The sequence below is a fragment of the uncultured Marinobacter sp. genome, from assembly GCF_913055835.1.
Classification (GTDB): Bacteria; Pseudomonadota; Gammaproteobacteria; order Pseudomonadales; family Oleiphilaceae; genus Marinobacter.
On sequence record NZ_CAJXKQ010000028.1, the window covers coordinates 15,872 to 28,923 of the forward strand.

Annotated in this window: 12 protein-coding genes; 4 read left to right on the forward strand and 8 right to left on the reverse strand. The window is 55.4% G+C overall.

The annotated features are described in order from the left end of the window. Positions 1–37 precede the first annotated feature (37 nt). The 4 genes from QZ534_RS14250 to QZ534_RS14265 all read right to left on the reverse strand — a co-directional run bounded on the left by QZ534_RS14250 (position 38) and on the right by QZ534_RS14265 (position 2,614). Positions 38–487 (reverse strand): hypothetical protein, encoded by a 450-nt coding sequence (locus QZ534_RS14250; RefSeq protein ID WP_296935208.1) that lies wholly within the window; start codon positions 485–487, stop codon positions 38–40. Then, entirely contained in the window at positions 444–938 is a 495-nt protein-coding gene (locus tag QZ534_RS14255; protein ID WP_296935209.1) for a hypothetical protein, read from the reverse strand. Before QZ534_RS14255 ends, QZ534_RS14250 begins: the two co-directional genes overlap by 44 nt. Further along, complete coding sequence (locus QZ534_RS14260) at positions 938–1,687, reverse strand: TIGR04255 family protein (RefSeq protein WP_296935210.1); 750 nt, start codon at positions 1,685–1,687, stop codon at positions 938–940. The genes QZ534_RS14255 and QZ534_RS14260 overlap by 1 nt, the downstream gene beginning before the upstream one ends. A 408-nt stretch (positions 1,688–2,095) precedes the next feature. Then, positions 2,096–2,614 (reverse strand): hypothetical protein, encoded by a 519-nt coding sequence (locus QZ534_RS14265; RefSeq protein WP_296935211.1) that lies wholly within the window; start codon positions 2,612–2,614, stop codon positions 2,096–2,098. Positions 2,615–2,719: 105 nt separating this feature from the next. Here QZ534_RS14265 and QZ534_RS14270 point away from each other — a divergent pair, with 105 nt between their 5' ends. The 4 genes from QZ534_RS14270 (at position 2,720) to QZ534_RS14285 (ending at position 6,985) form a co-directional block, all read left to right on the forward strand. After that, positions 2,720–2,845 (forward strand): hypothetical protein, encoded by a 126-nt coding sequence (locus QZ534_RS14270; protein ID WP_296935212.1) that lies wholly within the window; start codon positions 2,720–2,722, stop codon positions 2,843–2,845. Positions 2,846–4,034: 1,189 nt separating this feature from the next. Further along, positions 4,035–5,009 (forward strand): MBL fold metallo-hydrolase, encoded by a 975-nt coding sequence (locus QZ534_RS14275; RefSeq protein ID WP_296935213.1) that lies wholly within the window; start codon positions 4,035–4,037, stop codon positions 5,007–5,009. 300 nt (positions 5,010–5,309) lie between these two features. Beyond that, positions 5,310–5,906 (forward strand): exopolysaccharide biosynthesis protein, encoded by a 597-nt coding sequence (locus QZ534_RS14280; RefSeq protein WP_296935214.1) that lies wholly within the window; start codon positions 5,310–5,312, stop codon positions 5,904–5,906. A 191-nt stretch (positions 5,907–6,097) separates the two neighbouring features. Next, the gene (locus QZ534_RS14285) at positions 6,098–6,985 is read left to right on the forward strand and encodes a chemotaxis protein (RefSeq protein ID WP_296935215.1); all 888 of its coding nucleotides are present in this window, start codon (positions 6,098–6,100) and stop codon (positions 6,983–6,985) included. Here QZ534_RS14285 and QZ534_RS14290 read toward each other — a convergent pair. From QZ534_RS14290 to QZ534_RS14305, 4 genes are read right to left on the reverse strand one after another with little or no spacing between them, the layout of a single operon-like run. After that, entirely contained in the window at positions 6,982–7,845 is an 864-nt protein-coding gene (locus tag QZ534_RS14290; RefSeq protein ID WP_296935216.1) for a hypothetical protein, read from the reverse strand. The genes QZ534_RS14285 and QZ534_RS14290 overlap by 4 nt on opposite strands. Positions 7,846–7,892: 47 nt before the next feature. Beyond that, on the reverse strand, positions 7,893–9,563 hold the full coding sequence (locus tag QZ534_RS14295) for an acetolactate synthase large subunit (RefSeq protein WP_296935217.1): 1,671 nt from the start codon (positions 9,561–9,563) through the stop codon (positions 7,893–7,895). A 48-nt stretch (positions 9,564–9,611) separates the two neighbouring features. After that, positions 9,612–11,636: a hypothetical protein gene (locus QZ534_RS14300; RefSeq protein ID WP_296935218.1), complete on the reverse strand. Its 2,025-nt coding sequence runs from the start codon at positions 11,634–11,636 to the stop codon at positions 9,612–9,614. Positions 11,637–11,691: 55 nt separating this feature from the next. Further along, positions 11,692–12,924, reverse strand: coding sequence for a carboxylate--amine ligase (locus QZ534_RS14305; protein ID WP_296935219.1), 1,233 nt, complete (start codon positions 12,922–12,924; stop codon positions 11,692–11,694). Positions 12,925–13,052: the final 128 nt, after the last annotated feature.

The window sequence follows — 13,052 nt, forward strand, 5'->3', positions numbered from 1 at the left end:
CGCCAAAAGCTACCCATTAGGTACATGTTGCATAAACTCACTGTTCTAGAACCGACTTTGCAGCAAGTTCCTGGGCAATCCGCATACGCTCGTGTTTTTCCTCTGGCCAACTTTCGATATCAGCATGCCACTTGTGCTCAGTTTCTTCCGGGGTAACCTTTACTCCTGCCGCAATGACATCTGTTGCTACCACCAGAGCCGTGGCCTTAATTTTCCGACCTCCCCTAGCCTGAGACACTTTATTCATCACAACGCTGTAATAGCTTTCATCCATATAGTCTTTTCTGAAGACGGATGTACGCATATCCGTAGGATTTGGAAGGAAGGCAGCGGGCTTTATCGCCAAAGATGGTGACTTTCTAATGTGCTGCTTATCGAAAACAAATCTGGCGAGAACCTCACCATCAGAAATTGGGTGGGGAGCCCCACTCGTTTTCTTTTGACTAACTTTGGAAAATGCGCCGAACCATCCTTTCAACAAGCTCAAAATCGAGCGAATCCATACTCTCACAGCCATGAACTACAGATCCTTTGTCAAATCGTCCTGCGTAGTTAATCCTTCCATCACCAAAACTAATAGAGAAGACTGATTCGCTGTCACCATACCAGTCAAATGCAATTTCACCATCTGGATGAGGTGTGACCTCTGGCAAAGGTAACGTAATAACGTAATCAACGAATCTTTTTGCTAACGTCAAAGCATTGCGCGAAATAGGGGCAGCCCCATACCCATCCCAATCCGCTTTAAAGCAGCGACTAGTAGTCAAAGCAATATCTTCCAGCAACACTTCCTCGCGAGATTTGTTCGTAAAGCTCGCGCGGAAATGATTGATGGCGTCATTACCAACTGATCGAAGGTATGAATCGAGCTCACTGGCAGCGTGAGTAGAGGAACCTTCTGTCGCCCCCCTCAAAACACTTGCTGTAATCGCAGTCATCAGTTAAATCGCTCCTTCATTTGATCAGTTATGCTACCGACAAAAGCGTCGTTTTTTACGACACGAAGCTTTTCAATAAACTCCCAAGCTTCGTTTTCTGTAAACTGCTCGGCTGCCAACCTGAATACATCGATATCTAGAACGACTGGCAGCACATCTCCCTTGCGCTCTTGCGGCGCTTGAGTAACAACTGCCACGCTCTTCAACTCAGCTATATTCACATCGACTTTAGAAAAGAATCCGCTGAAATCATTTGGCAAACCTATTGGAGTTTTAGGATCATTCACCAAATAGTTAGAAACCTCAACTTTGCCACTGTCCTCGAATGGTAGCTCGAGAATGTTGATGTAGCGAACCGCGATGCGCCTAAACTTAAAATCTTGGATTAACCCGGCGTACACAGACCATAGCTGTTTTGCGCGATTTCTGAATGTCTCCCAGCCACAATATGGGCCCACTTTACTAAAAGTAAAGCCTGACTTCCTGAACTGTGCAACGAAACCATCCTCCTCACAGTCAAAACGGTACCCGATCAGAGCCTTTTTCGGGTCTCCATCCTGAATGAAACCGTTGCCATCTGACTTTAGGATAAATTCGTTTGAAAATAATGGCTTGCACTCTGAAAAGCCAAACTCTACAAGCTGATCTTTCGCATATAGCTTAGAGACATCAAATTCAGGAGTACTGATCTGGATGTCGATAATAGCCTCTTTTATAGGAGGGTTTCGAAATTCTGGATGTTCTCCCATTACTTCTTCCTTAGTCCACACCATGATGAGTGGTTGCGGAGTGTTCCAAATCAAAACCGCGGACAGCCATGAACGAGAAAATCGCCCGAAGCAACTTTAGACCATGATGAACAGCTGCTGGCTAGCACAAAATACGAACAAGCTATAAAAACGGACGCCGCAACCTCGCTACAAGAATGCATGTTAAGCATGCGACCAGAGTGCTGCACATCTTACATAAGCGCGGTACATCCGACCACCAAACTTCCGTAAGGAAAAAGACTCAGAAAAAAGCCTGACCTTTTTCGAAAGCTTTGCCGAGAAATTCTACGCCAAACAGTCACACCACTCTGCAGGTGTCGAGCTTCTCAGGAATCCTTTGCAAAGGTGAACTCAATAAGCCCAATTCTGATAGCTCAGCCGACCATCTCAGGGGCCTACTCGAACACACTTCTGATCAGGCAAATCATCAAAAGTTCGCATAACGAAAATGTCGTCGTTCAAGTCAATTATCTTACCAGCCGCACTCATGCCCTTTGGAAAAAAGTCATCAAGCCTGAACTGATCCTCAATGTCCGGATGGCCAACCACTCTTAGACGAGTCTCCTCAGCAACAGAAACTAGATCTCCGTCGATTATTTCCCAGGTGCCCACATCCGTAAGCGAAAGGACGAGTTCTTCTCCTAACTGCGAAAAACTAACAGTCAAAGAACCAATCGATGTATAGCGTCCATTCGCGACATAAGCGTCTGTAGACTCAATAAGGATCTCCGCTTCTGGAGAAGACAGATCAAGTACACAGTCCCATTTCCCAACCAACTGTTTTTCCAGATAATCGTCTTCAGATAGAGAAACTGGGGGGTGAGATGCGCAGGCGGCGAAAAAAAGCGGCGTGAACAGCAAGAACCTGGAAAACATCAACTGAGTCCTATCTTTATTAAAGTCCACCTGTCGTCCAGACAAGTTCGTTTACAAGACTAGCACGCGCTAATTATTCACTGGAAATTTTACTTTTTAGCGCTGAGGCTTTCTGTGCGCTGTACTGAGACAACTATGCAGACAACGGAGCAGATCAATTATCTGGAGCTAGTGCCAGACCTCTCCCTGACCAGTCACACCACTATGCAGGTGTCGCACTTGCCAGGCATCCTTGCCGGCGGTGAGCTCTGGTCGTCCTAATCGGATGACTCGGCCACTAGTCTGTCAGGCTCCGCGAATAAGAACAGAATAAAAGTCCCTGATCGTCGTGAGAGATAGCTTACAACCTTACTGACCTAAGAGGCACTTTCGGGAATACTCAAGGCTAACCTCCCTTCTCTCCCTTCTCCAACGGGCTACGTAGTAGCCACTGCCACCTCGCCTCAGCAGTGAATCGTAATGATCTATCTCCTCCCTCAACCCTTGGCAGTATTCCCCATGCTCGGCTTTCTCTTCAGCCTTGCGTTGTTCTTCAAGCTTGCGTTTCCTTCGTTCCTGTCGCTCCTGATAACTTGGATTCGAAGATACCGATGAAGATGAAGCAAGGTTTACTACGTTGCTGCTGTCTCGCCCTGAAAAGCGCTCATAGCGAGTGCATGCAGCATCCCGGAATTGCTTGCTCTGAGAGCTCCCATCTTTTCGATACTCAGCATTCCAGAAACGGCACATTTCCAGGCTAGACCGAATAGCAGATAAATTTCGCTTCCTCTCTTGGGAAGGCTGAAGGGACTTGTTCGAGGAAGATGCCTGGGAAGTTGAAGTCGTGGAACGTGGCGTAACCGTCATAGGCTTCATATCTGACAGTCTTTTCTGTGTATAACTGTCCTGAAAAACCTGATCTTGGACGTTGCTTACAGGAGATCCGAGCACAGGGATGAATAGGGAATGAAGCCCCATTTCATAGAGCATCATCTGTCCTTGATCGGACTGGAGGTAGTAGTACGCACCAGACAAGAGCGCGATGGTCAGCAAGTTAGCAACGAGTACAGCGAAAACCGTCCCTGTAAATCTCACAATCAGCTCCTTTGATCCTGTAAATACACATCAAGTTCATAAGCATACTAGCGATTTCAAGGAAAAGATGGGAGGAAGTTTCGGTAACGAAAGGTGTCAACAAAGTGTCCACGCTGGTGTGATTTGTTGTGGTGTTGAGTGGTCTCCCGTTTTTCCAAGCGCCTGTTTTAACGGTGATAGTGGATTACTGTGTTCCTGCGAAAGCCTGCGGCATCGGGCTCAATTCCCATCGTCTCCACCAAACAACCAAAAGGCCTCGTCCCACGACGAGGCCTTTTTTGTGCCCGGCCGGAGTGGTCTAAACTGGTTCCCTCAACGAAGATTACTCCCACACCCAAACATTCATTCTGTTTACATGACGGAAGAGGGATTACGTATGCCTACCATGCTGACTCGCATTACCGGCCTGACCGCCGGTGTTCTGTTTGCGGCCGCCACGCAGGCAGAGGCTCCGATGGTAAAAGAGCAGGCTCCGGGCTATTACCGCACCATGCTCGGCAACTTCGAAATCACCGCCCTGTCTGATGGCACCGTCAAGCTGCCGGTGGATAAACTGTTGCTGAACACCACCGAAGAACACGTGCATAACACCCTGGCGGACAACTTCCTCTCTGCCCCGCTCGACACGTCCGTTAACGGCTATCTGATCAACACCGGCAACCATCTGGTGCTGGTGGATACCGGTGCCGGCAGTCTGTTCGGGCCGACACTCGGAAAACTCGTTGAGCACCTGAAGGCGTCCGGTTACGAGCCGGCAGATGTCGATGAAATCTACATCACGCACATGCACCCGGACCATGTTGGCGGTTTGGTGTCAGACGGTGAGATTGTGTTCCCCAATGCCATTGTTCGCGCCAGCGTGGAAGACCAGAATTTCTGGCTGAACGAAGACAACCTGAAGGCCGCTGATGAAGGTTCGAAGGGCTTTTTCAAAGGCGCGATGGCCTCTTTGAACCCGTATGTCGAATCCGGCCAGTTCAAGCCTTTCAACAAAGACCAGGAGTTGGTGCCGGGTATTTCTGCAGTGTCCGCCAGCGGGCACACCCCGGGCCACAGCCTTTACAAGGTTGAAAGCGGGGACAACACGCTGATGCTTTGGGGCGACCTGATTCACGTGGCAGCGGTTCAGTTCTCGCAGCCGGACATTGCCATCCAGTTCGATGTGAACAGTGAACAGGCAGTGGAGTCTCGCGCACAGGCCTTTGCCGACGCTCAGGAAGCCGGGTACTGGGTAGGCTCCGCTCATCTCTCGTTTCCCGGCCTCGGGCACCTGAAAAGCGCTGACCAGGGCTTCGAATTTATTCCTGCCAACTATCAGGGTGGTGTCGGCGCTACTGAAACTGGCGAATGATGACCCAATCCTGAAGACAAAGACGCCGGAGCAACCCTCCGGCTTTTTTCATTCGCCTATGCCAGATTTGCTAATGCCTACAGGCCTGCCAGAGAACAAGCCTTTGGGTCATCTTCAGTTTCTGACAACCCAGCGCAGGCAGCCACGCAGACATACCGATTCGCGATTGATGCAAAGGTGCCATCATCCAGCATCGACTACAGCGCCGGTGCTAACTCTTCCGTCATCCTCTGGTCATGCAATCGCTGCTGAATCAGGGTAGTGTCTGAAACACATCGGAAAGGAGGCTCGACCAACATTATGAACCAGCCAGACGACCCAGCCAGCCTGACAGAGCTTCTGGAGCGCCTCCGAGTGAACACCGCAGGAAAGGCTCAGGTGTCGGTGGGCGATGTACTGGAAGCCGTCGGTGAGCGCTCATTCGGCCCCCTGGTTCTGGTTGCCGGCGTGATCACCCTGGCGCCGCTGATTGGTGACATTCCCGGGGTGCCCACCCTGCTGGGATTGATGGTGCTGCTGACACTGGGGCAACTGTTGTTCAGGCGCCACTCGATCTGGATTCCGTCCAAGCTGGCGCGCCGGAACATTGAGAGAGAAAAGCTTGCCAAGGGCCTGGACTGGATGGCCAGGCCCGCCCGCTTTATGGATCGATGGACGAAACAGCGGCTACTCTGGCTGGTTCGAGGGCCGGGCCAGTACGTTATCGCCATCATTTGCATGGCCGTGGCCGCTGCCATGCCACTGATGGAGATCATTCCATTCAGCGCCAACGGTGCCGGCATTGCCCTGATGGCCTTTGGCCTGGCCATTGTAGCTCGGGATGGTCTGCTGGCACTGGTGGCGATCCTGGCCACCGTGGGCACTTCCTGGTTTGTACTGAACAACCTTCCCTGGTAATTCACCGCTGCTAAACAATTTTGTCACCATTTGAAACAATCCTTCTGAATCCCGATTCACGGTAAAGCTGCTACTATTGCTACATACCCTTGGCTTGCCGGCTGAACAGCGCCAGGCAAACAGCCTCTTGAACCAACTTCTTGAAAAAGCTCCTGCGACAGGGGCTTTTGCAGTTGAAAGGACCCGGTTTTATGTCCAGCAAAGCGAAGCAGACCCAGAAACTCTTGCTGTTCCGGCTTTCCGGCGAGCGTCTGTTCGGAATTGGAACCCTGAAGATCCGGGAAATCCTGCCTTTCATGCGGCTGACAAAGCTGCCCCACAGCCATCATGCCGTTATTGGTACGGCTACCTTCCGGGGTTCCGCCGTTCCGGTCATTGATATGGCTGCGGCCGTGGGCTACCCACCGCTGACCCGGGAAGAGCAGGAAAAAGCCTCGATTATTGTCACGGACATTCAGCGCCAGGAAATCGGTTTTCTGGTGCGCAGCGTTCAGCAGATTATCGAAACCGACTGGAAGGAAGTGATGCCGCCGCCCAAGGCGCTGGGCAACAAGGCCTTTATCACCGGCCTGCTGGACGTGGAGGGGGATATCATCCAGTTGCTGGATGTGGAGTTGCTGCTGGCCAAGGTGTACCCGGAATCCCTGGATACCCAGGAGGTGGTTCTCACGGATGTGCAGAGTGAGACGCTCAAGTCCCTGAACATTCTCATGGTGGACGATTCCCAGGTTGCCCGGAAGCAGCTCTCGGATGTGCTGGACAGCAAGGACATCCCCTACCAGGTGACATCCAATGGCGACGATGCCCTGCAAATCCTGCTGAGGGACCACGAACTGGGCCGGCCCACGGACATTCTGGTCAGCGATATCGAGATGCCGGGACTGGATGGGTACGAGTTGGCGTTCAATGTGCGGGACAATTCAGCGCTGAAGCAACCCTACATCATTCTGCACACATCCCTGAACAGTGAGATGAGCCTGAGCTATGCCAATCAGGTTGGCGCCAACGAGGCGCTGACCAAGTTCGATGCCGAGGAGTTGCTTCAGGCCATGCTCAGAGGCGCAGAGCAGGCCCGTTAAGGCCTGAGTTGCTCGATGAATTCGTCCGCGTCGGCGCGCATCTCAGCCAGCTTCTGCTGCCATTCATCCCGATAACGGTTCAGGGTGTCCTCGCTCAGGCGGGTGAAGCGTTCGCCGGTTTCCGCCACGGTGCGGCTGGCGTTAGCGAGGGATTCCATGGTCGGCTCGCTCAGCTCATCGGCCTGGCGATCCAGATCCCGGGCAGCCTGCTCCAGAATCACCCGGTCGTCCTCGGGCGTCGGCTCGTTATCTTCCAGGGCTTCTTCCACCGAGCGCTCAAGCTCCCGCATGGCTTCCTGCAGCTTTTTACCGAACTCGTCCATGGCGCTCTCTGCCTGCCGGCCCATTTCCTCGGAGTAGGCTTCCAGGTCCCGTGCCAGCTGCTCCATCTCCTGCTCAAACTCGTCCGACGATGAAGAAAAGCGGGCGCTGAGCTCCTCGCCAAGCCGGCTGAGCTCGCCCATGATGCTGTTGAATGGTGAGGGATTGAGGATGGCCTCGCCGGTGCGGTCGTAATCCACCAGCCATTGTTCCTGGAGGCGCACGAGGTAAGTCACCAACTCCAGCCGCTCGCCTTCGGTACCCGCCTCGGCCGGCAGGCGGGTTACGATGGTGGCTTCACGGTCTTCAATGATCACCCGCCCGAACGATGGCACGGCATCGGTCCAGCTCCGCTGGTAACCATCGAACGCGGCGGTGTCCGCCAGGGTGGAATACTCCATGACGTCGTCGGCATCATTCTCGGCCATGGCCTGCCAGAAGGCAGCCGCCACTTCCTGGGGTGTCTCGGGGTTGCTGCAACCGGCGAGCATGGTCAGGGTCAGGGCGGCAATCAGGCCACGGGTCAGGAAACGGATCATTTCTGTAGCTACCTCGGGTTCAATATCCGCAGAGCATGATACACCCGTTACAGCCTGCAGGTCAGTTCCGCCAGCTCCTCATCAAATACCCGACGATTCTCGCTGTAATCCACTGGTACCTCGACCAGATGGACGCCGCCTTCTGCCAGGGCGTTTTCCAGTGTTGGCCGAAGGTCTTCCGTGCGGTTCACCCGATGCCCTTTGGCACCGTAGGATTCGGCATAGGTGACAAAGTCCGGGTTGCGATAGTCCAGCCCGAAATCGCTGTAGCCTTCCTGGCCCTGCTTCCACTTGATCATGCCGTAGGCGCTGTCGTTGATAATCAACACCACGAGGTTGAGGTTCAGGCGCACCGCGGTTTCCAGTTCCTGGCTGTTCATCATGAAGCCGCCGTCGCCACAGACCGCCATTACCTTGAGATCCGGATACAGCATGGAGGCCATCATCCCGCTGGGCAGGCCCGCGCCCATGGAAGCCAGTGCGTTGTCGAGCAGCACGGTGTTGTTGTCGTAGGCCGGGTAATTGCGGGCAAACCAGAGTTTGTACATGCCGTTGTCGAGCGTGATGATGCCGTCTTCGGGCATCACCTGGCGCACATCGTGAACGATGCGCTGGGGAATCACCGGGAAGCGGTTGTCCTCGGCCCGCTCCTGCAGGTGGGCGTCCACTGCCTCCTTCACCTCCATCAGGCGGGTGAAATCGTGGTTGGCACATTGGCCACAGTTCTCGGCCATGTATTCCACGCTGTTGGCGATATCTCCCACCACCTCGTGCTGGGGGAAGTACACCGGGTCGACATCGGCAGCACTGAAGTTCACATGAATGACCTTCTTGCCGCCCGGGGTCATGAAGAAGGGGGGCTTTTCCACCACATCATGGCCCACGTTGATCACCAGATCGGCACGGTCGATTGCACAGTGCACGAAGTCCCCGGCCGAGAGCGCAGCATTGCCCAGATAACGGGGGTGCCGTTCATCTACCACGCCCTTGCCCATCTGGGTGGTAAAGAACGGAATGCCGGTCACATTCACCAGATGCAGCAGCGCCTGGGAGACCCGTTTCCGGTTGGCGCCGGCGCCGATCATGATCAGCGGGTGTCGGGCCTCGCGCAGCATTTCGCAGGCCATCTCCAGACTTTTCGGGCTGGCTGAGGGGCGGCGGGCATCACTGGGCTTGAAGATATGGGTGTCGGACTCAGGAACTTCGTCGGCGATGTCCTCCGGCAATTCCAGATGCACCGCACCCGGACGCTCCTCGGAGGCCAGGCGGAACGCTTCCCGCACCTTGGCGGGAATGGTGTTGGCATTGGTGATCTGCCGGGTGTACTTGGTGAGCGGACGCATCAGGTCCACCACATCCAGAATCTGGAACAGCCCCTGCTTGGAGGATTTGATGGGCTTCTGGCCCGAGATCATCATCATGGGCATACCGCCAAGCTCGGCATAGGCGGCTGCGGTGACGAAGTTGGTGGCACCAGGCCCGAGTGTGGACAAGCAGACACCTACCCGGCCCGTCAGGCGTCCATAGGTGGCGGCCATGAAGCCGGCGGCCTGTTCATGACGATTGAGCACCAGCTTGATGCTGGAGGTCCTCAGGGCCTCAAGGAAGGCGAGATTTTCCTCGCCGGGCACCGCGAATATGTATTCAACGCCTTCGTTTTCCAGCGCGCGGATAAACAACTCGGCCCCGTTACGGGCCGGGGAGTGTTCGTTGGCCATGGCCTTCCTCTTGATCGGTGGGTTCCGGGTAATCGGCAGGCTCCGGGATCAATCGGTTATGGGCGGCTCCGCCTGAAGGGCATCTGCCGGCACGCGATCCTGACCCCAGCTGCGATACACACCCTCTGTTACGCGTCGGAGGGCATCTTCGTTCACTTCCGCAGGCTCTCCCCGCTCCAGGGGATCATAGTGGAAGATGTATAGCCGCGATGTGAACTGTTCGAAAGGCAGCGACGACTCGCCAAAGCGCTCGCCGTTGCCGGAGGTACTGACCTTGACCCCGTCGCCCCAGTTCTGGCCGCTGTCGTTGTTGGGATTGAAGAAGTAAATCCGCATCTCACCATCCGGGTCCAGTGCCGCCCGGAGAATGGTGATGGCGTGCCAGCCGATAAAGCGGGCGGCACTGTCGGTAACGGCAATGCCCGCAGGCTGCGGGTGAATCAGCGGCTGATTGCCGTTGTAGTAAGGGTGATAGCTGGCGTAGAAATGGCGGATAAAACCTTCAAGATCGTGCAACTTGCCAGTGCTTACGTCCACGTTAATGGCAAACCCCCGGCCGGCGGACCAGCCATGAAATTCCGGGTTCACCCATTTGTGGGGGTCGCCCTCGCGGCCGACACACAGCCGGCCCATTTCCACGTAAATCCGGTCCAGATGTGGCACCACCACCAGGGAAACCGGGTCCAGGTCGAGGGTCACCTCAGACGCGACGCCGCCGACACTGCGGGCCGATGACACCGGCTGGCCTTCGAAGTGCATGACGATCTCGTTATCACGGGCGGCCCAGGCCACCATCTGCAACAGGTAGTCCGGATCGTTGTACGCCCACATGGACAGGGCACGGGCCGACTGGCAGGTGGGGTTATTGCCCTGCCCCACACCCAGCGGCTGCCCCAGCATGTTCAGCACGCCCTGAATCAGCCAGGCACCGGGCTGGGGCTGGTAGCCATAGGCCAGTTCGAGACGTTCGCGGGCGTAGGAGCAGAGGGACAGACGCGCCTGGCGCCAGAGCGCCGGAGCAACGGGCGGTTGATAGAGAATGCCCCGCTCCAGCAGCAGCGCCAGACCATAAATACCCTGGGCCGTTTCCGGATAGATGCCTTCCTCAATCAACGTGTGCACCAGCTCCCGGTAACACAACAGGCAATCCCGCCCGGTGCTGGACAGGCCCAGGGCCTCGCTGAGCAGGGTGTCCTGGTCTGCCAGAATGAACCGTATGAACGAAGCGTGGTAGGGCGACACCAGTCCGGTGTCGTGCATGGAACGCGCAAAACCGGTGGCCTCGTTCTGCAGTGCCTGGGCATCCATGGTTTCCAGTCGCTGCTGGTACACCACGGTTCCGGGATCTTCGCTGCAGGCCCGGGTGGGCCCATAGAGGCTGGAAATCAGTCGGTCGGCACCCCGGCCGGCACCACCAAGATCGGCCTGTGGATCCGCCCGACACAAAGCAATCTGGGTGATCATGCGGCGCACGTCCGTCACCTGGATCGGACGTTGCTCAAGAATCCGCCAGATTTCTTCGATCAGGCTGTCGATCACATGCTCGTAGCCAATGTGATCGGCAACGTACTGGACCACAGCCTGACTGATCAACGCGAGCTTGCCCTGCTCCCGCTCGGCTTCACCGGTCATACCGAACAACAGGCCCAGGTTGATGGCCAGGACCTGCGTCAGGTAGTAGTGCGCCTGTTCGGCCGATACCGAGGGATGCAGATAGTGGCCTCGCGCCACGGCAAGCAACCGCAGTTCACTGAAAGCCTCAATGACCACGGTGTCGGCACTCTGGCTTTGCAGCGAATGGGTTGTCAGCGTGGGGAGAAGAATACCGGGTTCAGCCCAGTCCGTGCCGGCGAACACGCCCGCCAGTTCAAGGCGCTCGGCGCGCTCTTCGATAACCTCGCAGCCACCAGGCTGCAGCAGGACCCGGCGGGCGGTATCCAGTACGCGCGGAAGCTTGCCGGCCCTGGCAAAGGACCGGCTCTCTTCCATGGCCTGGATGGCATCATCCAGCCGTTGAACCAGCTTGTCGAAATTGACAGCTGGCGCTGCGCTGCCCGGTTGGTGATCGCTCAAACGATAATCCTCAGGGCCTGGCACCAAACCCGTTCGTTGTTAATTCTTCTCCTGATTATACATAGAAATCGAGGTCTTCCTGATGTTTCAGGAGGTCTCGCATGACGTAAGGATCTTCACCGAAGAAATACACCAGCCCCCAGTGGGTACCGAAAGCGGTCCGCTTGGTAACGGTTTCCTCCAGCGGCGGTGTCAGCTCGTGAGACTCGAAATACTCGTGATTTTCGGTCTCCTCCGGGATTTCCAGCTTGCTGACAACCCGGCGGCGCGGATACACACCAAAGCAGCCGGCGTAGCCCTTCGCATCCACCACTTCCTTCGGGAAAAAGGCTTTGATTTCCTCTTCCGTGGTTTTCGGATCGAAGGCCAGAATCAGCCCCTGATAGGCGTTAAAGCCATAGGCTTTCTCCAGCAGTTCGAACACCTTGAACCCCGGTGGACGATAGGCCACCTCGCCAAAGTACATGGTCCGGTCGCTGGTCACGAAGTATTCCGGGTGAATAAACCCGAACTCGATATCGAAGGTCTTGATCAGCTTCTCGATTTCGCCCCGAATCTGGTCCCGATACTTCTCCAGGTCTGGAGTCGCAGGGACAAACACGGAGTAGCCCAGGGTCACATATTCGGAAATATTCAGGAAGGCGATCTTGCCGTTATGGATCCAGGCTTCGACCGCAAACTCCCAGCCATCCAGGTGCGATTCCATCAACACCGGAAACTCTTCTTCCGGGATGGTGTCCACTTCGTCCGGGGTACGGATAACCCGGTGCCCCAGGCACCCGGCCTTGTCGAACGCCTTGAGGTGAATCGGGTCGTTGGGGTCGCCGTCCAGCTTCAGCAGGGTCTGGTTTACCCGCTTCAGGAACCGGATAACGTCGCCCTTGTCGTGGGCTTCCTCAAAAATACCCACGCGGATGCCACCCAGCTGGGCACGGCGTTTCATCAGCGCCTTGTCGCGCAGCAACATCGCCTGACCGAACAAACGCGGCTTGTCCATCAGCACCGAGTTGATGGCACCGGCCCACTCGACAGTCTCCTCAAACAACGGGATGGCAACATCAACGCCCATCTCCTTGAGGGTCTGCGCAATCTCTACGGAACGGTCGTTCAGGCGCTCGAAATTCCAGGGTACATAGGGAATGTCATGCTCTTCGCAGTAGGCTTCCGCCCAGTCCGGTGCCACGACTACATACCGACGATCAAACTTGTCGGCTGCTTCCACCGCATTCAGGCTCCAGCCCAACAGTGCGATATACCCTTTCTCAGGATTGTACTTTTGCTCACTCACAGGCTCTCTCCTTTCCTAAGGGTTGCCTTATAACCCTACGCGGTAGCTGTGAAATCGCAAATTTCGTCTTCTTCTGAAACACAAAAAGCACTGCGCTCACCGGAATTAAATCCAGCAGCGGCAGTGCC

Excerpts from the sequence above, each read along its gene's own strand:
- QZ534_RS14255 (WP_296935209.1), bottom strand. The coding sequence starts at position 938 with ATGACTGCGATTACAGCAAGTGTTTTGAGGGGGGCGACAGAAGGTTCC.
- QZ534_RS14260 (WP_296935210.1), bottom strand. The coding sequence starts at position 1,687 with ATGGGAGAACATCCAGAATTTCGAAACCCTCCTATAAAAGAGGCTATT.
- QZ534_RS14270 (WP_296935212.1), top strand. The coding sequence starts at position 2,720 with ATGCAGACAACGGAGCAGATCAATTATCTGGAGCTAGTGCCAGACCTC.
- QZ534_RS14275 (WP_296935213.1), top strand. The coding sequence starts at position 4,035 with ATGCCTACCATGCTGACTCGCATTACCGGCCTGACCGCCGGTGTTCTG.
- QZ534_RS14280 (WP_296935214.1), top strand. The coding sequence starts at position 5,310 with ATGAACCAGCCAGACGACCCAGCCAGCCTGACAGAGCTTCTGGAGCGC.
- QZ534_RS14285 (WP_296935215.1), top strand. The coding sequence starts at position 6,098 with ATGTCCAGCAAAGCGAAGCAGACCCAGAAACTCTTGCTGTTCCGGCTT.
- QZ534_RS14290 (WP_296935216.1), bottom strand. The coding sequence starts at position 7,845 with ATGATCCGTTTCCTGACCCGTGGCCTGATTGCCGCCCTGACCCTGACC.
- QZ534_RS14295 (WP_296935217.1), bottom strand. The coding sequence starts at position 9,563 with ATGGCCAACGAACACTCCCCGGCCCGTAACGGGGCCGAGTTGTTTATC.